Here is a 17,291-nt window from a genome sequence, read left to right on the forward strand (position 1 = left end):
CCGCGGGAAGTCGATGAAATCGAAGCTGTTGCCGGACCAGAGCAGGCTCGCCGTGCTGTCGGCGTCCATCTCGAAATGGCTGCCCTGATCGGCCTCGAGGCGGATATCGGTGAGCCGCTGACCGCCGCCGATCTCTGTGTAGACGCCGGGATAATCGTAGCGCTCCATCTCGCTTTCACTGTGCTTCTTGGGATCCGAGAGCTTGGTGCTGAGATCGGCGGAGGGCTTTTCGAAATCGTAATCGGTCTGGGTATGGGTGCCGGTCACCACGGTGGCCTGCCGCCGCCAGCTGGTGATCACGCCGGGGCCGCGCTGCGCGTCGGTTGTGTCGGGCTCGAAGCGCAACACCGGCAGATCGGCCTGCGGCATGAGATCGTCGAGCCTGTCGGCGATGATCAGCGTGTGCCGCAACTCGTCGAATTCGTGAAAGTAGAAGATCCCCTCATGCTCCATCAGGCGCTGCAGGAAATCCAGCGTGCTCTCGCCGTATTGTACGCAGTATATCCGGGGATCGTAGCTGCCGCTCAGTCGCAGCTCGTAATCCGAGAAACCGTTCTCGTCGAGGATCTGGCTGATGATCTCGGGCACCGTCATCTCCTGGAAGATGCGGTTGTCGCTGGCTTTCGAGAGCAGCCAGAGCGCTGGGCGCAGCACCAGTCGGTAGCCGTAGACGACGTCGAAGGCATCGCTCTCCGTGCCGAGAAAGGCGAACTGGTCGACGATGCCGCTGAAGTGGCGGATCTGGGTGTCGTCGAGCGTGTTCGTGTGGGCCGCGACGTTGCAGACCTGACCGAGCAGCTCGCTGGCCGGGATGTCGGGATCCTCGCTGATCGCAATCACCTCGTAGCGGAAGCAGCTGCTGATCGCATCGTGCCCGCTCATCCGCGAGAAGGTCAGGTCGCCGGCGCCGCCGATATTGATCGGGGTCGTCAGTTCGGCAATTCGGTCGGTCATATCGCGCGTCCCCTCTATCGGGAATGGTCGGATCAAAATAACAAGCTGTAATCACTGTTGACTATACAGGGATTCCCGACCTCGTGGGTTGTAAACTTCACAAGCTCGCGGGGCAGTCGAAGGCTCGCAGGACCGGTCGGATCGACACCGGGTTGAGCGGCGCCGGAAATCCGAGCTCCAGAAACACCCGCCCCTCGCTGTTGCGCAGGTCGAGAAGGGCGCGCGCGCCGTCATCGCGCAGCCGCAGCCTTGTGCCGTCGATCAGGCGGTAGAGCCCCCAAGGGCCGGTCTCGATCAGACGCGCCGCGTCGGTGCTTTCGCGAAACGCCACCTCGACCCCGGCCTCGGGGCGGGGGCCCGGCCAGTCGAGCGTCGCGGGCGCGCCGCTGGCGCGCACCGGGGCGGCGCTGCCTCCGATCGCCACGAGGGTCTGGCCGCGCTCGGCCAGTGCCGCAAGCGTCAGGCTGTGCGAGAGCCGGCCGTCGGCGGTGAACAGCGCCTGCGAGATCTGTGCCGCGCGCTCGAGGAACTCGGCGCTTTCCGGCTGCATCCCGGCAAAGCGCGCCTCGGGCTTCCAGCGCCACGGGCTTTCGCCGGTCTCGAGCATCGGCTGGGCATAGGTCGCGAGGAAGGTGGTCAGCGTGCCCTGCGGGCCAAGCAGGGAGGCGAGCTCGGCAAGGCTCGCATCGGCCCCATTCTGGAACGGGTAGCGCCCGCTCACGGTGTTGCGACAGAGCGGGAAGACCTGCTGCTGCCATTGCCGCGCAATGGGATATTGCGCCGCGTCCTCGGCAGCGGGGCGGGCGGATTGCGCCAGCACGTCCTCGGCGATCTGCACTACGATGCGTGGCGCGCTTTTCAGCGCCGCGATGGAGCGCGAGCGGTCCTGAAAGGTCATCAGCCGCCGGCTGGCGCGGCGGGCGTCGATATCGACCGCGCCGAGTGCCACGTTGAGGGTCGAAAAGAGCCGCGCGATTTCGGCCATGCGGCCCTGTTCGACATACTGGATCATCGGCCCGAACTCTCGCGCGAGCAGGAGTTGCTGCTCGTGGCTGCGGCTGCGGTCATTGCCGCCGCTCTGCTCCCAGACATCGCGCAGCAGGCGGGTGAGGGGGTTCTCTGCCTGCGCCAGCTGTCCAGAGACCATGATGGCGGTTTCGCGGTCGGCGAAGGGCTGCACACGCAGATCTGCCAGCCAGTCCTTCCACGCCGCCGCCGTCTCGCGGTGCAGCCGATCGAGCAGCAGGTCGGGCGAGCTGTTCTCGGGCGGCAGCGCCACGCCGGTGATGTCGGGCGCCACGGCGCGGGCCTTCTGCACCGCGAGGCCCACGCCGGTGCTGCGCGCCGCCTGCCAGCCCTGGGTCGTGAAAAGGCCGGGGATGCCCTGCGAGATTGGCGCACCGGAGCGGCGCAGCAGCACTGTCTCGACCCCGGGCACCGCCTTGGGGGCGACCCAGTCGGGCAGGGCGCGCATCTCGTCCGAGCGCAGAAGCTCGAGCCAGGCGCGCGCGGGTTCCGGCACCTCGGCGGCAAACTCGCGCGCCTGGTCCATGATCTGGGTGTCCTGCGGTTGCAGCGCCAACGGCCCCTCGAGCGGCGCCACATGCCGCGCCAGACCGTCGAGCCCGACCGAAGCGCCGTGATCCTCGAGCCAGCCGGCAAGGTAGCCGGGCTGCCAGCCCTGATCGCCGGTCAGCACCGACCAGGCGCGCAGCGTGTCGTAAAGCGCCAGCCCGTCGCCCTCGGTGGCAAGGAACTGCTCTAACCCGCGCGCCAGCTCCGGCGGCACCTGACGGCGCGCAGCCTCGGCATAGGCGGCCTCGGCGCGGGTCTCGCTGTCGACAACGGGCAGCCTTACCACGCGGCGCAGCGGCGCGCGCTGCTCGACCTGCACGACCCGGTCGGCGGCGGCGCGCAGCGCGTCGAGACGGCGCACCAGTTCAGCCCCCTCCTGCGGGCGGTCGAGCCCGATATTGAGCGCCTCGGCCTCGAAATCCGCGCCGATCTGGCGCTGGAAATGGTACTCGAGTACCCCGGCATAAGCGGCCAGACCGCCGACCAGCAGCAACGCGAAGGCCGCTGCCTTCCAGCCCCAGCCGCCGCCGTGGCGGCGCTGCGGCCCGGCGCGCAGGGTCTCGGCCCGCTCCAGCATCTCGCCAAGAAACGCCTCGAGATCGTCCATGTCGTTGCGCCGGGCGGTGTCGCGAAATTCGCGGATCCGGGCCATCGGGATGTCTCGCCCCTCGAAGAGCGTACGCCGGGCCAGCACCGACCAGGTGCCCAAGGTGATGCCCTTGAGCTGGCGTGCGCGCTGGTCGATCAGCATCGCCAGCGCATAGCGGGCGGGCTTGATCGCAACCGGCGCGACGCGGGCCCGTTGCGCGGCTGTTTCGAACCCGTCGAGGAGCGGCGCGGCCTCGTCGATGATGCGGCGCTCGCCATGTCTGGCGTCGAGCCCCTCGATGAAGCGGAGCACCGGCCCGGCGGTCTGTCTGAGCGGGGACGGTGCCATCTGTCAGAGCAGGCCCTCGGCCTGCCATTTGCGCAGGGTCTCGACCCCGACCTCGAAATGCATCGAGTCCTCGCGCCGGTACCCCGCGCCCCAGTACCAGCCTTCCTCGTTGAAGAGCTCGGCCAGCAGCAGCAGGCCGAACTGGGTGCCGCCATCGGCAAAGCCGTCGAGCTGGCCCTGCAGCTTGAGGTCGATCGCGGTGCCCCAGCTGTGGTTCGAGACCGAGCTTCGTGAGCCGCGGATCAGCCGGGCGCAGATCGCGCCCGCGGTGCCGAGCGCGGCGTAGATGTCGGGCTCCTGCGCCTCGAGCTTGTCGACGATGCGCTGCAGACTGTCGAGCGCCGGGCGGATCATGGTGACCCGGATCGGACCGACCTGCCGGGTCTCCATCAGTGCCTTGAGCTTGGGCTGGGTCACCGCCTGGCAGGTGGTCGAATAGGTGCTGCGCGGGTGACCGAGGATCTCCAGCATCACGCGGTTGCCGGGCTGGGTGATGCCCATGTTGAAGCGCGACTTGGCGGTGCGCATCTCCTCGGTCATCTCCTCGGTCCCGGGCAGATCCTCGGCGGCGCCGATGACCTCTGCCGCGCCGGGCACGACCTCGGGCACGGCAAGTGCGGGGCTCGCGGCGGGGGCGCGGCTGGCGGCGAGGGCGATCTCCTCCTCGAGCCGCTCGGTCTCGGCCTCGGCGTCGCGCAGCTCCGAGCGCAGCGTGTCGAGCCCGCTGCGCAGCTGCGAGATCTCGGCCTCGGCGCGCTCGAGCCGCAACTCGGTGCGGCCGTCGGCGGTCTGCAGAAGGGCGCCGACCACGGCAAAGCAGATCGCCGCAACGATCAACCCGATGGCAATGATGATGGGGCCGATGAAGGCGCCGTCCCGCATCGCTCAGCCCTCCGAGGCGAAGACGCAGATCACCGAGACATTGTCCGGTGCGCCGGCCTCGATGCAGGCGCGCACCAGCTCGGCGCAGATCTCGCGCGGGGGGGCGTCAAGATGCATGAGGTTGGCGATGGTCTGGTCGGCGAGCCCGGCGGTAAGCCCGTCGCTGCAGAGCAGGATCCGGTCGCCGGGCACCAGCGGCACGGCGGTGTCGTCGACCTCGAGATCGGGCTCTGCGCCCACGGCGCGGGTGACCACGTGGCGTTGCGGGTGGCGGTTGCGGTCGCCGTCCTTCAGAAGGCCCTGATCGACCATCTCTTGCACCACGGTGTGATCGCGGGTCAGAAGCCGCAGCTGCCCGGCACGCATCAGGTAGGCGCGGCAATCGCCGGCCCAGGCAATATGGGCGGTGGAGTTCTGGATCAGCATGACCACGGCGGTGGCGCCCATCTGGCCGATCCCGGGGCTCTGGGCCTTTGCGTGGATGGCGCGGTTGGCCTGCTGCAGGCGGGCGCGGATGGTCGGGACGGGCGGGGCGAAATCGCTCACCAGCGTGACCTGGTCGATCACCATGTCCGAGGCCATCGCGCCGTGGCCGTAGCCGCCCATGCCATCGGCCACCGCCCAGAGAAGGCCCGCGGGATCGGTGAGGATGCTGTCCTCGTTCTCTTCGCGGACACAGCCCGTATGGGTGAGGCCAGCCCCTTGGAAGCTGGGCACCGGCAAAGGTCTCAGGACAGGATTTCGGGTCTGGGGCGTGGACATGCGCGCCTCGATCAATGCCGGTGGGGCTCGGCGTCAATGCGGGTTTACCTGCCCCGCCTTTCCCCCGAAAATAGCTGTATTCAAACAATCGCCATGCTACTCTTTTTTCAGCATTCGAAAAACCTTTTTCCAAGGGAGGTGAATATGCTTTTGAGAACGACTTTGTTTTCCATGTCCTGTCTCTGCACGCTGGCGATGCCGGCGCTCGCGCAGGATGAGCTTTCCGTCGACGAACTGACCGAGATCTTCCAGCGCCAGAAGCAGGTCTTCGAAGAGGCCGAGACCAGCGGCCTCGGCCAGACCCGCGGTCTCAAGCTGATCACCGTGCAGGATGTCACCGCCGAGAGTGCGGCGCCCGAAGTGGCCGCGACGGAGCCGGCGGCTCCTTCTGCGCCCGAGCTGCAGCAGACCGCGCCGCAGGTGGCGACCACCGCGCCGGAGCTTGCCGCACCGTCGGGCAGCGGGCAGGGCGTGTCGATCTCCGCCTCGAGCGACAGCGCCCCGCAGCGCCCCGCCGATCCCAACAGGCCGCTTCTGGCGGCGGCCAGCGACGCGCCGATGGTGTTCGGCCAGCTCGCGCCCGAGCTGCAGGTCAACCTGCATATCGAGTTCGGCTTCGACAGCGCCGCGATCTCGGACGACCAGAAGCCCAAGCTGCAGACGGTCTGCATGGCGCTGATGGCGGCCGATGTCGGCAAGATTCGCATCGTCGGCCACACAGATTCCGCCGGTTCCGATGCCTATAACGAGACGCTCTCGGTGCTTCGCGCCAAGGAAGTCGCGCGCAACCTGATCGAGGAATGCGGCCTGCCGCCGTCGCGGCTCGAGACCGTGGGCATGGGCGAGCGCTTCCCGTTCAACGAGGCCAACCCGCGCGCCGACGAGAACCGCCGCGTCGAGTTCCAGGCGCTGAGCTGAGGATTTCGCGCGGGCGGGGCATCGACCGCCGCCCGCGTCACCACACCGGAGCCGACAGGGAGGTCGGACAGATGCAGGTATCGGAGCGCATTCAGGGCGTGATCATCGGGCTGCTGCTCGGCTTCGAGGACGGCCTGCCGCTGGTGGTCTTCGCCGGCAATCCCGAAGACCGGGCGGTGCCGGCGCGCAGCCTTGCCCATCTTGGACCCGACGATGTCGGATCCGAGGTGGCGCTGCTCTACGAGGATGGCGACAGCGCGCGTCCACTGATCGTCGGCAAGATCGTCGAGCCGCGCCTGCGCGAGGACGCGCCCGAAGTTGTACGGGACGGCGAGCGGGTGAAGATCACCGCCAACGAGCGCATCGAACTGCGCTGCGGCAAATCCTCCATCGTGATGGAGAAGGACGGCCACATCACCATCCGGGGCACCTATCTTGTCAGCCATGCTTCGGCCTCGAACCGCATCCGCGGCGGATCGGTGAACCTGAACTGATGCCCGCACCGGTCCTGCCCGAAATGCTGCGTCAGCACGCCGAGCAGGCCGCGTTCCTGTGGGCGGTCTACGATCACGCGCTGCTCAACCCCGACGACAATCCCGACATGGATGCCGAGCGCATCGAGCGGCTGCTCGAACGGCTCGAGGCGCATATCGACGGGCTGAGGGTGGCGGGCTCCGAAGGGCTGAAGGTCGCCGAGGAGCGCTATATCGAGTACCCGGAGGCGGGCGAGCTCTTCGTGGTGCGGATGCTGCAGCCAAGCGCCGCCGGCCTGACCGTGGCGGCGCTTGATCTCGACAAGGTGCGCGCCTTCCTGCTGGGCTCGCTGCCGGCGTGAGGCCGGTCTGTGATCAGGCGAGATCGGCGATCTCGGTCAGCCGCCAGCGCCCATCCTTGAGCCGGAAGATGCCCTCCAGATCCGTGGCCCAGAGCACCGAGCCCGTGACCTTGAGATGGGTGAGATGCTCGGGCTCGCGCTCACAGCCGGTCTCAACCGGCGCAAGCTCGCCATCCTCCAGAGTGAACAGGCAAGGGCCCTCGTGGTCGGGATCGAGCCCGGCGCCGATATAGCGCGTACCGCCATGCCGCGCGGTCAGGTGCAGCGCCGGGTTGTCGTCCTGAAACAGCTGCTCGAAGCCCTCGTCGATGGTGCCGCGATAGATCCCGGCGACGGGATCGTCGCCGCACAGCACCGCCGCGCCGTCCTCGTCGAAGCCATGTACCAGCCGCGCGCCGGTCTCGAGCCACTGCTCGTCGGTGGCGCCGTCCTTCAGGCGGATGACCCGCCCCAGCGCGCCGCAGAAATAGCTCTCCTGTCCGACCGGGAATGCGCGGTACATGTCCGGAAATCGCCGGGCGTGGTCGTACATCCGAGGGCTGGTGCGGCGGGTATAGCTCTCGGCGGTCTCGCCGCCCTGCCGTGGCGGCAGCTCGGGGCGCGGCTCGGGCACCAACAGCGGCACCCACTCCTCGCGTGGGACATCGTAGTACCAGATGTTGGAGGCATTGCCGCAGACATAGTAGCGATCGCCGATCAGCGTCACGTCGAAGGGCACCATGCCCTCGACCGGCAGCGGCAGCGGCACCGCGATCTCCATCTCGCGCGAGGAGGCATAGAGCTGCCCGGCGGCGACGATCCACGCCGCATGGCTCTTGGGGTTCACCGTCATCGCCAGCACCTGCCCGCCATGCGGCGTGCGATAGCTGTGATGAGCCGTCGGGTCGAACTCCACGAAATGAAAGACCCAGTCCTCGTCCTCGGAATCATCGATGGCGAGAACCAGCGTGTCGGTGACGGGCAGGGCGTACATGGGCGGTCTCCATCCGGGCGGGTGCCCGGCTCAGGTCAGCGAGGAATGGCGGGTCGGCATCAGGTTCTGGTTCAGCTTGCCATCGCGGCTCAGCCGTTCCTTGGCGTTGTCGAAGCGTTCGTTCGATTTGCGGGTGTTGGCCTTGCAGGTGGGCTGCGGATCCTTGGCGCAGGCATTCTCGAACTGCTTCTCGACGCATTCCTTCCCAGCCTCGGCGCATTCCGTGTCGACCACCGCCGACTGGTAGGCGGCGCAGTTGGTCAGCGCCTGCTTTGCGATATCGACGGCGTCGCCGATCGGGCGGGCGTTGTTGCCGAAACTGGCGTCAAAGAAATAGTGCATGTAGCCGTGGCCGCGCCCGGTGCTGAGCGACTTGACCTTCTTGTCGGCGGCGTATTCGTCGGCCTTCTTGGCGATCTTCTTTCCGGTGTCGCTCTGTCGCTCGGCCTGCGACTTGCCGCTCGACTTGCCGCCGACGCAGATCGCGCAGGCATCGTCGATGGGCGGGAAGCTCTCGTGGGCGGGCTTCGACTCGTCGCGGGTGCCGTCCCGGAGATATTCGTCCGGAATGATGTGGTGGGCCTCGCCGCCGCGCTCGTTGCACTTGTCCTTGATCTCGCCGTAGCTGCCCACCAGGCAATTGTCGGTGTCGCGAAAGCCCGGCATCCCCGGCTTGCCGACGATCAGCCAGGGCGCATCGTTGCCGGTGTTGCTCTGGTGGTTGGTGGTGGCGAGGTCGGTGAAGCGCACCACGCCCTTGCCCTCGGCCTTGACGTCCATCGACCACTTCTGGGCATAGGCCTTGCCCATGTTCTTCGAGGTGATGATGCCCTTCTTCGGCGCGCAGCCGGCCTCGTCGCCCGAGATCTTGGAGTATTTCGAGCTGTTTTCCTGGCTGATCTCCTTGCCGCCGATCTTCACCGTGCCGGTGCCGGAGGTGAGGTCGCTGTCCATGCCGAAATTGGGGTAGGGGATCGGAACGCCCGGCGGTGTGGCCGGGGTCTGCGGCGGCGTGAAGCAGGTGTCGGGGAAGGCGGCGATGATCTTGCAGCCCTGCGCCTTGGCCGAGATTTCCAGGCAGTTCGCGAAGACCGTCATGCCGCTGCCCTCGCCACAAGTGCGCCACAGGCACCGTCATCTCCAGAGGCCTCGATCAGCACCGGGCCCTGCGGTCCGTAGCGCTTTTCGGCCGCTGCCAGCGCCCAGCCCAGCATCAGGGGCACCACTGCCGCGCCGATATTGCCGAGGCTCGCACCCACCGCCCAGATTGGCTGCACCGCGCTGCGCGCGCGCTGGGTGCGCATCATCGCCAGCGCGGTCTGGCGGAACCAGAAGCTTTCGCCCGGCAGGTCGCCGATCTTGAGCACGATGTCGGAATGCGCGAGCCCCGCCTCGGCGAAGGCGTCGGTATAGGCGCGCACCATGCCGTCGCCGCGCAGCGGCAGGTCGAACCCGTCGCTGTCCTTGCCATTGTAGATCGGCGCCGGCTCGCGCGAGAGGCCGAGCCCGGTGATCGCCAGTCCGCCCGGATGGCGGGCCGAACACAGCACCGCCGCCGCCGCCTCGCCGGGGATGAAGCCGTCGGGGGTGGTGGGGGTGAGCAGCCGCGACTGCGAGCGGTACTGGCCGACCGCGGGCGCGCTGAGGTAGCTGTCGACGCCGAGGATCATCACGTAGTCCGAGCCGTCCGACAGCATCCGCCGCGCGGTCTGCAGAGCCACGAAGCCCGAGGGACGGCCATGCGGAACCAGCCGCACGCGCTGGCGGTCGGACAGGCGCACGATCTCCGCGATCATCCGCACGAAGGCGGCACCGTCGTTGACCAGTCGGCCCTGCCGGCTGTCCTCGGCGAGGCAGAGGATCAGGTCGGTCGTGTCCGCGGCCTCTGGCACGCGCTCGAAGACCTCGCAGATCGCCGCCGCGCACATGTGGGCCAGCCGCTTGGTGCCCATCCAGTTGCGCGGCATCGGCACAGGCGCGCCGACCAGCCACTCGCCGCCACCACGCGGGAATCGGGTCTCCTGGAAGCCGTCGAGCCGGGCACGCAGCGCGGCGCAGGAGGAGGGCGCGTCGAGCCCGACCGCCGTCACCATGCCCGAGGTCAGGATCTGCAGCGCGCCGCTCATTCGGAGGCCTCCGCGCCATCGCCGGAGCCCACGGCGCGGATATAGCGACGGCCCTCGCGCTTGGCGCGCGCCATGGCCTCGGTGGGCGGGCCGACCCAGGCCTCGGAAAACTCGAGGAAACCGCGCCGCATCGGCAGATCGACGCGCCAGACCAGCGCGAACTTGCGCGCATCGGTGTCGAACAGCACGGTGTCGGGCAGCACCTCGCGGTCGAGCGCTGGCCGGGCGCCACGAAAGATCGTGAGCGGCAGCTCGCAGTCGATGAGCCGGAAGGACTCGCGCCCGCGATCGGTGAGGTTGAGCAGGATGACCTCGGTGCCCGAGCGCGGCGGAGGAACCTGCTGGTCGGGCGGCGCGCTCTGGTAGTAGCGCTCGTCGAAATCCTTGGGCAGGAATGGGAAGACGTTGTCCTGCCATGCCTGATCGTAGGTGCCGGCGTAGCGCCGACGCTGAGGCCAGCCGCGGCCATAGGGGCCAAGCGCCATGGGGGTGTAGCTGCCGAAGGGCGAGGTGATGTCCTCGTCGGAGGCCTGCGTATGGGGCAGCCTCATGCCGTTGATCCGCAGGTGGTTGCGCCGCGCCGCCCAGCCGGTGCCCACGGGGTTGTCGTCATAGGCGCCGGGCTCGGGATCCTCGGGGTCGAGCCTGTCGGTGCCGCCGAAGGCGTGGTCATAGCTGATCGGGTGGCGGCGGAACGGCGCCGGATCGGTGGCGACGAAGGCAGGCCCCACCGCCATCCAGTGCCGCTCCCCGAAGACATCGAAGGATTTCGACCACTGTCCCAGCCGGATGCCGACGCGCAGCTTGGTCGCGACCTCGCCGCGCGGGGCATGGGCGGCGCCGTTCACGATGACGTCGCAGCGGGTCTTGCGGAAGGCGAAATCGGTCTCCCAGCGGCAGGCAGAAAGCCCCGGCTCGCCGTGATACTGGTCGGCATGGACCAGCGGTGCCTGCGTCTTGCTGGGCACCGGGGCGCCGCCCGCGGTGTCGGGGAAATCGAAGGTCCGCTTCACCACGAGCGACAGGTGGTCCCGGCCCGCCGGGTCCTGTCCCATGGTGAAGTCCGCTTCGCAGGGGAGTTGTCGGTAAATCTCCAAGTCGCCCTCAGGCTCCGTTGTCAGAACATGCAAAAATCAGTCGGTCTTCAATCGTCTTCTGCCCTCGGGGGCTCCGAGGAGGCGGTTGGGCGCGCATCGGGCGGTGTGAGGGGCCGCCGCGCCCGGAGGTGTCTTGCGCGGCCCGCATGACCGGGCCGCGACGCTCAGTTCAGCGCGCTGAACTCGATGCGCCGGTTGCGCGCCTTGTTGGCGGCGCTGGTGTTTTCAAGCAGCGGCTGCGCCTCGCCGTAGCCCACCACCAGCATGCGGCTCTCGGGAATGCCCTTGCCCTGCAGGTACTCCTTCACAGATGCCGCGCGCAGCTCGCTCAGCCGCAGGTTGGCGGCATCGCTGCCGTCGCTGTCGGTGTGGCCGGCAATCTCGATCTTCAGGTCGGGGCAACGGCTGACCACGTCGTAAAGGTTCTCGAGCAGGGGAACGCTCTCGGCGCTGAGCCGGGCGCTGCCGGCGCCGAAATAGATGTTGCCCGCCCGGCTCAGGATTTCGAAGCGTCCGATGCAGGCCTCGCGGTCGAACGCGCCCTTGGTCTCGAGCGCCGCAGAGGCGCCGCCGCCGGCAGCAACCCGCGTGACCTCCGCCGTCGCCACCCGGGTGCCGGGGCTCGAGCGGTTGAAGACGAAGTCGAAGCTGACCATGCCCACCGGCACGATGGTGACCTCGGCGGCTTCCTGCAGCTTCTGCCGGCCCTCTTCGAGGTTGAAATCCGCGAGCTTCAGCGCGATCGGCTTGGTGGTCGAGACATTGACCCGGTCGTTGTCGATCAGGGCGACGGCGACCTCGGCGCTGCGCTCCACGGTGACGCCGTGCAGATCGAGAGTGAACGGCACCTCGACCATCTTGCGCCGGGTCTGGTGCAGATCCTGCAGGGTCGCGGGATCGAGCTGGGCGGTGATCAATGCCTCGGGGTACTTGAAGGATTCGAAGAACAGGAAGCGCATGCGCACGTTGCGCAGGTCGACATGGGTGTCGACCGAGTCCATCAGCACCCGGATCTGTGCCTTTCCATCCTCGGTGATCAGGCCCGACAGGGTGGCAAAGCGGCTGTCCTCGGCCACGTCGCCCTTCTTGATCGACATGAAATTCAGCTCGGAGCCTTCGGCATCGAGGGTCCAGCCGTTCTCGAACGGGTCGATGGTCTGGGGCGTGGCGAGGGTCGCAAGAAAAAGCAGAGCGGCCACGTAAACAAGAAAATCGAGGCGAAACAAACGGGTTTTGGTACGAAACATAGTAATGACCTTCCCTGCGTGACGATATGAATGCTAGTATAGGGTCGGTTAGCGAATAAGATTATTATCCTGAATATTGGTCGCTCAGGCAACAACGGTTATCGGAAGCCCTTCACTTTCGCATCTCGCGAGCTTTCGGACCTCTCAAATCACACCGCGCGGGGCAGGTGCGATCATGCGTGAGCGGCACCAGACACAGAGATGACTGCATGGTCCTACGCACGCTCGTTTTCCCGATTGTCACGCTGCTCATCACGATGACCGGGGCGCTCCACGCCGAGAGCCGCATCGCGCTGGTTGTTGGCAATTCCGAGTATCAATCGGTGTCATCACTCGACAACGCCTCGAACGACGCGGCGCTGATCGCCTCGACCCTGAGCGGGCTCGGCTTCGACGTCCACGACCTGATCGATGCCGACCGCGAAGAGCTCACCCGTGGCATCGCGCAGTTCGGGCGGGCGCTGCGACAGGCCGGGCCCGAGGCCACGGGGCTGTTCTACTACGCCGGGCACGGGGTGCAGTCGTTTGGGTTAAACTACCTCCTGCCGGTCAGCGCCGAGCTCAGCGATGCCGCCGATCTCAGCCTCGTGGCGGTCGAGGTGCAGTCGGTTCTGCGGCAGATGTTCTCGGCCGGCAACCGCACCAACATCATGATCCTCGACGCCTGCCGCAACAATCCGTTCAGCAACATCCCGGAATTCAACGACAATGGCCTTGCCGAGATGAAGGCGCCCACCGGCACTTTCCTGGCCTATGCCACGGCACCCGGCGCGGTGGCGATGGATGGCGGCGGCGAAAACAGCCCATTCACCCGCGCCATGGCGGACCTGATGCCGACCCCGGGCCTGCCCATCGAGCAGATGTTCAAGCAGGTCCGTGTCGAGGTGCTGCGCGAGACCGGCGGCCTGCAGACGCCGTGGGACAGCTCGTCCCTGGTCGGAGATTTTTCCTTTGCCGAGGGCGAGAAACTGACCGCGCGCGACCTCGAGGCGCAGCAGTTCTGGGAGTCGATCAAGGACAGCCGTGACCCGGTGCAGATCATGCTGTTCCTGCGCGGCTACGGCGACACCGCCTTTGCCGGCGAGGCGCGCGGACTGCTGACCACGGTCATGGAAGAGGAGCTCGCGGGCGTCACCTCGGCCCAGCCCGAGGCCGCCCCCGAGGAACCGCCAGCCGACGAGCAGGCCCTGTTCGAGGCGGCGCAGGCGGCGGGCACGGTCGCGGCCTACGAGCGCTACCTCGCGGCGTTTCCGAACGGTACTTTCGCCGAGTTCGCCACTGGCGAGATTGCGGCCCTGCGCGACGCCTCGGGGCTCGATCCGGATGGCGATGGGCCGGTTCAGCCCGAGCCGGTGAGCGAAGCGCCACCCGTGGCGGCGGGGGTGCCCGAGAACGAGACCATCACCTTTACCAGCGCCCTGATTTCCGACGACCCTGCACTCAACGGCCGCTCGATTGCCAATCTCATCGAGGCGACGCCGTTGTTTCCGCCAATCGAGGATCTGCCCGAGGAGTTCTGGAAGGGGCAAAGCTGCGGCAATTGCCACAACTGGACGCAGGAACGCATCTGCACTCAGGCGCAGACCTATGTCGGCGCGGGAGAGGAGGCGCTTCAAAAGAAGCACCCCCTCGGCGGCGCGTTCAAGCGCAAGCTGCAGACCTGGGCGGCCGCTGGCTGCGAGTGAGGCCTGAACCTCAGTCGAGCGCCTTGTCGCTGCCGCCGGCGTCACCACGGACCCAGTAACCGGCGGCCTTGAGATGCTGCGCCGGATGACCGCGCTCCTTTAGGAAGTGCTGCTTGAGCGTCCGCGCAACCTGAGCCTCGGCGGCGATCCAGACAAAGCCCTTGCCCTCGGGCAGGTCGAGCGCCCGGACGGCGTCGAGCAGGGTGGCGGCCTCATGGGCCTCGGCGATCGGGCGGTGCACCCAGTGGCTCTGCAGCGCGGCGCCGGTCTCGAAGCGCTGCTCGTCCTCGGCGTCGGGGACGGCGGCAAGCGTGATGATCCGGGGCCCGGCGGGCGTTTCCTCGACGCGGCGTCCGATGGCGGGCAGGGCGGTCTCATCTCCGATCAGCAGCCACCAGTCGAAGACCGGGGCGATCACCGCCGAGCCGCGCGGCCCACCGATGTTGAGCGTGTCGCCGGGCGCGGCCTTGATCGCCCAGTCCGTCGCCGGACCGGCATCGTGCACGGCAAAATCGAGCACCAGCTCGCAGCGCTCGGTGTCGAAGCGGCGCGGGGTGTATTCGCGCATCTCGGGTTTCTCGTCGGTGCCGGGGAAGATCAGCTTGATGTGGTCGTCCGCCCCGAGGCTGGTGAAATCGGAAAGCTCCTCGCTGTGCAGCACCATGCGGATCATGTGCGGCGTGAGGTAGCCTGTCTCGCGCACCGTGAGGGTGCGGCGTTTGAGCTCGTGGCGGTGCCTCGTGATGATTTGGTCCATGGGAATTCCTGTGTCTGAATGGGGGCTTGCGGCGTCTAGTTCGCGCCGCTGGCAATCTCCTGCGCGGTCTTGCGCAGCGTCTCGGTCAGGGCCTCGATCACCGAGGCGTCGTTGCCGCAGGCCGCGAGGCGCTGGCGCAGCGCCAGCTTGATGTCGTCCATCGCGGCCACGATCTCCTCGGGTGCGTTGGCGCGGTGATTGGGCGGAATGGTCCGAGTCAGCAGCTCGTCGGCGGCGGTGCGGTTGGCCTCGATGAAGGCCGCGCCCTCGGCAGTGATGCGCGACAGCTTGCGGGCGTTCTCGTCGGGTTCCACGGCGATGTAGCCCATCTCCTCGAGCCACGACAGGCTCGGGTAGATCACGCCGGGGCTGGGGCAGTAGCCGCCGTTGAAACGCTCTTCGATGGCCTTGATGATCTCGTAGCCGTGGCGCGGGCTCTGGGCGATCATCGCGAGGATCAGCAACCGCAGCTCGCCATATTCGAACAGCCGCCTCGGGCCGCGTTTCGCTGGTCCCTTGTGGCGCTCGGATGAGGGCTTGGCATGAGGGCGGGCAGGCCCGGAGGGTTTGCGTTTCATCGCATGGGGTCCATGGCAGACTGAATTCGATATATCGTGACTTTAGATGTATCGAGATGTGTGGTTCACACAAGACCCGGGCCCGCGGTCAGCAAACTCAGGCGAACGGAGCTAAGTGACTGTTTTGATGTGTGAACGATGTGCGCTTCGACCCCGTGTCAGGGCGCACGTTTGCGTGAGCCGCGGCGCGGCGCCGGTCGGCTGTCTTGCGGCCAGTCAGCGGGCCGCCTGTCGGGTCAGGCCGTGATCAGGTAGAGCTGCACCGGTGCGGGTCGCTGGCGTTCGGCCAGCCGCTGCTTGGCGGTGGCGAACTTAACCCGCGCGGCCTCGAGCCGGACAAGCGCGCGGGCCCGGGTCTCGTAGAGTTCGCGCATCCGCGATCCGGGATCGCCGATCGCTGCGCGGTAGGGCCGCGCCCCGGTCGGGAACCATCGCTTCATGTCCGAAAGGGCAAGCGCCCAGGCGCGGTCTGCCTCGAGATAGCGCTCATATGTGAGGCGCAGGACCCGGCGTCGGGTCATCAGTTCTGACTGCATCGTCTCCTCCCTGAGTTCGGATCCAGTACGGAGGGAGTATAGCAGGGCGTCGGCCTCGCGCAAAATCGCATCTCGTCGCAGATGGGCTCCGGACATGAAAACGCCCGCATCCCGAGGAGGGGGATGCGGGCGTCGGCGGCCGGTCTCGGGGAGGAGATCAGACCAGCGCGAGGGAGAGCGCGGGGATGAACGTGACCATCATCAGCGCGACCAGCAGGGCCAGCAGGAACGGCCAGCCGCGTTTGACGAACTCGGCAAACGGTGTCTCGGTCAGGTTGCAGACCAGCAGCATCACCGTGCCGACCGGCGGGGTCAGCGTGCCGAGCGCGAGGTTGAGGATCATCACGATGCCGAAATGCACCGGGTCGATCCCGAGCTGCATCACCACCGGCTTCAGCAGCGGCACGAGGATGATGAGCAGCGCGTTGCCCTCGATGAACATGCCCAGCATCAGCAGGATCACGTTGACGATGAGCAGGAACAGCCACGGGTTCTGGGTCAGCGACATGATCCACTCGGCCAGCGCCACGCCGGCCTGCTCGAGCGAGAAGATCCAGCCCAGCGCCGAGGACATCATGATCACCAGCAGCACCGCTGCGGTCTGCCGCGCGGTCTGGCTGAAGGCGTCGGTCAGGTCGCGGAGCTTCATCTCGCGATAGACGAAGAGACCGATCACGATGGTCACCACGGTGGCGATGGCGCCGGCCTCGGTCGGGGTGAAGATCGCCATCCGGATGCCGCCGATGATCACCAGGATCAGCAGGAAGGCGGGCCAGGCACTGGCCAGCGTGCTGGTCGTCTCCTTGGCGGTGGGCCAGCTGGTGCGCGAGGGCTTGTAGCCCTCTTTCTTGGCGACCCAGTAGGTCGCAGCGATCAGCAGCGCGGCACAGAGCAGGCCGGGCAGGATGCCGGCGACGAACATCGAGCCGATCGAGACATCCGCCACCAGCCCGTAGATGATCAGCGCGATGCCCGGCGGCAGGATCGGGGTGATCAGCGCCGAGGCCGCGGTGATGGCGGCGGCGGTGCCGCGGTTGTAGCCGGCCTTGAGCATGTCCGGCACCAGCATCCGGCACATCATCGCGGCATCCGCGAGGTTCGAGGCCGAGAGCCCGCCCATCAGGGTCGAGAGCATGATGTTGGTGTGGCCGAGCCCGCCGGTGAGCTTGCCGACCAGCAGGTCGGCGACCTTCAGCAGCCGCGAGGCGATGCCGGTGGTGCCCAGAAGCGTGCCCAGCAGGATGAAGAACGGGATCGCCAGCAGCGACGGGTTCTGCGTCGGCGCGATCAGCCGCTGCACCGCGATCTGGATCGGGATCTGCTGGAAGAACAGGAAATAGCCGAGGATCGCCGCGAACATCGCGAGGTAGATCCGCATGTTCAGGGCAAACAGCAAGAACATGATGGGGATGATGATGAACCAGTCCAT

Annotated in this window: 17 protein-coding genes; 4 read left to right on the top strand and 13 right to left on the bottom strand. The window is 67.3% G+C overall.

The genetic code is table 11. The features are described 5' to 3' along the window. The 4 genes from R2601_RS14165 to R2601_RS14180 form a co-directional block, all read right to left on the bottom strand. Window positions 1-954, bottom strand: a 954-nt coding sequence (locus R2601_RS14165; protein WP_007799512.1) for a type VI secretion system Vgr family protein, incomplete at its 3' end; no start/stop codon positions are given. Between the two features lie 97 nt (window positions 955-1,051). Further along, complete coding sequence (locus R2601_RS14170; protein WP_083793934.1) at window positions 1,052-3,466, bottom strand: ImcF-related family protein; 2,415 nt, start codon at window positions 3,464-3,466, stop codon at window positions 1,052-1,054. A 3-nt stretch (window positions 3,467-3,469) separates the two neighbouring features. Further along, on the bottom strand, window positions 3,470-4,348 hold the full coding sequence (locus R2601_RS14175; protein ID WP_007799515.1) for a M15 family metallopeptidase: 879 nt from the start codon (window positions 4,346-4,348) through the stop codon (window positions 3,470-3,472). Between the two features lie 3 nt (window positions 4,349-4,351). Then, a complete protein-coding gene (locus R2601_RS14180; RefSeq protein WP_224886882.1) occupies window positions 4,352-5,065 on the bottom strand; it encodes a PP2C family protein-serine/threonine phosphatase in 714 nt (237 codons plus the stop codon). Between the two features lie 189 nt (window positions 5,066-5,254). Here R2601_RS14180 and R2601_RS27365 point away from each other — a divergent pair, with 189 nt between their 5' ends. The 3 genes from R2601_RS27365 to R2601_RS14195 all read left to right on the top strand — a co-directional run bounded on the left by R2601_RS27365 (window position 5,255) and on the right by R2601_RS14195 (window position 6,863). After that, window positions 5,255-6,028, top strand: coding sequence for an OmpA family protein (locus R2601_RS27365; RefSeq protein WP_224886883.1), 774 nt, complete (start codon window positions 5,255-5,257; stop codon window positions 6,026-6,028). Window positions 6,029-6,099: 71 nt separating this feature from the next. Continuing rightward, on the top strand, window positions 6,100-6,522 hold the full coding sequence (locus tag R2601_RS14190; RefSeq protein ID WP_007799521.1) for a DUF6484 domain-containing protein: 423 nt from the start codon (window positions 6,100-6,102) through the stop codon (window positions 6,520-6,522). After that, the gene (locus R2601_RS14195) at window positions 6,522-6,863 is read left to right on the top strand and encodes a hypothetical protein (RefSeq protein ID WP_007799523.1); all 342 of its coding nucleotides are present in this window, start codon (window positions 6,522-6,524) and stop codon (window positions 6,861-6,863) included. The genes R2601_RS14190 and R2601_RS14195 overlap by 1 nt, the downstream gene beginning before the upstream one ends. A 13-nt stretch (window positions 6,864-6,876) precedes the next feature. Here the strand turns inward: R2601_RS14195 and R2601_RS14200 are convergent, their stop codons facing one another. From R2601_RS14200 to R2601_RS14220, 5 genes are all read right to left on the bottom strand, one after another. Further along, entirely contained in the window at window positions 6,877-7,836 is a 960-nt protein-coding gene (locus R2601_RS14200; protein WP_007799525.1) for a hypothetical protein, read from the bottom strand. Window positions 7,837-7,866: 30 nt separating this feature from the next. Then, the gene (locus R2601_RS25530; RefSeq protein ID WP_007799527.1) at window positions 7,867-8,934 is read right to left on the bottom strand and encodes a DUF4150 domain-containing protein; all 1,068 of its coding nucleotides are present in this window, start codon (window positions 8,932-8,934) and stop codon (window positions 7,867-7,869) included. Further along, entirely contained in the window at window positions 8,931-9,962 is a 1,032-nt protein-coding gene (locus R2601_RS14210) for a 3-oxoacyl-ACP synthase (protein WP_007799529.1), read from the bottom strand. The genes R2601_RS25530 and R2601_RS14210 overlap by 4 nt, the downstream gene beginning before the upstream one ends. After that, window positions 9,959-11,017: a DUF2169 family type VI secretion system accessory protein gene (locus tag R2601_RS14215; RefSeq protein WP_007799531.1), complete on the bottom strand. Its 1,059-nt coding sequence runs from the start codon at window positions 11,015-11,017 to the stop codon at window positions 9,959-9,961. Before R2601_RS14215 ends, R2601_RS14210 begins: the two co-directional genes overlap by 4 nt. 206 nt (window positions 11,018-11,223) lie before the next feature. After that, window positions 11,224-12,306 (bottom strand): OmpA family protein, encoded by a 1,083-nt coding sequence (locus R2601_RS14220; protein ID WP_007799532.1) that lies wholly within the window; start codon window positions 12,304-12,306, stop codon window positions 11,224-11,226. A 209-nt stretch (window positions 12,307-12,515) separates the two neighbouring features. On the opposite strand from R2601_RS14220, the gene R2601_RS14225 reads away from it, so the two are divergent. Then, the gene (locus tag R2601_RS14225) at window positions 12,516-13,991 is read left to right on the top strand and encodes a caspase family protein (RefSeq protein ID WP_007799534.1); all 1,476 of its coding nucleotides are present in this window, start codon (window positions 12,516-12,518) and stop codon (window positions 13,989-13,991) included. Between the two features lie 10 nt (window positions 13,992-14,001). Here the strand turns inward: R2601_RS14225 and R2601_RS14230 are convergent, their stop codons facing one another. From R2601_RS14230 to R2601_RS14245, 4 genes are all read right to left on the bottom strand, one after another. Then, entirely contained in the window at window positions 14,002-14,748 is a 747-nt protein-coding gene (locus R2601_RS14230) for a siderophore-interacting protein (RefSeq protein WP_007799537.1), read from the bottom strand. 35 nt (window positions 14,749-14,783) lie between these two features. Next, entirely contained in the window at window positions 14,784-15,326 is a 543-nt protein-coding gene (locus R2601_RS14235) for a PadR family transcriptional regulator (RefSeq protein WP_007799539.1), read from the bottom strand. A 236-nt stretch (window positions 15,327-15,562) separates the two neighbouring features. After that, window positions 15,563-15,862, bottom strand: coding sequence for a hypothetical protein (locus R2601_RS14240; protein WP_007799540.1), 300 nt, complete (start codon window positions 15,860-15,862; stop codon window positions 15,563-15,565). Between the two features lie 157 nt (window positions 15,863-16,019). Beyond that, window positions 16,020-17,291, bottom strand: coding sequence for a TRAP transporter large permease (locus R2601_RS14245; RefSeq protein WP_007799542.1), 1,272 nt, complete (start codon window positions 17,289-17,291; stop codon window positions 16,020-16,022).

This window comes from Salipiger bermudensis HTCC2601 (assembly GCF_000153725.1).
GTDB lineage: Bacteria > Pseudomonadota > Alphaproteobacteria > Rhodobacterales > Rhodobacteraceae > Salipiger > Salipiger bermudensis.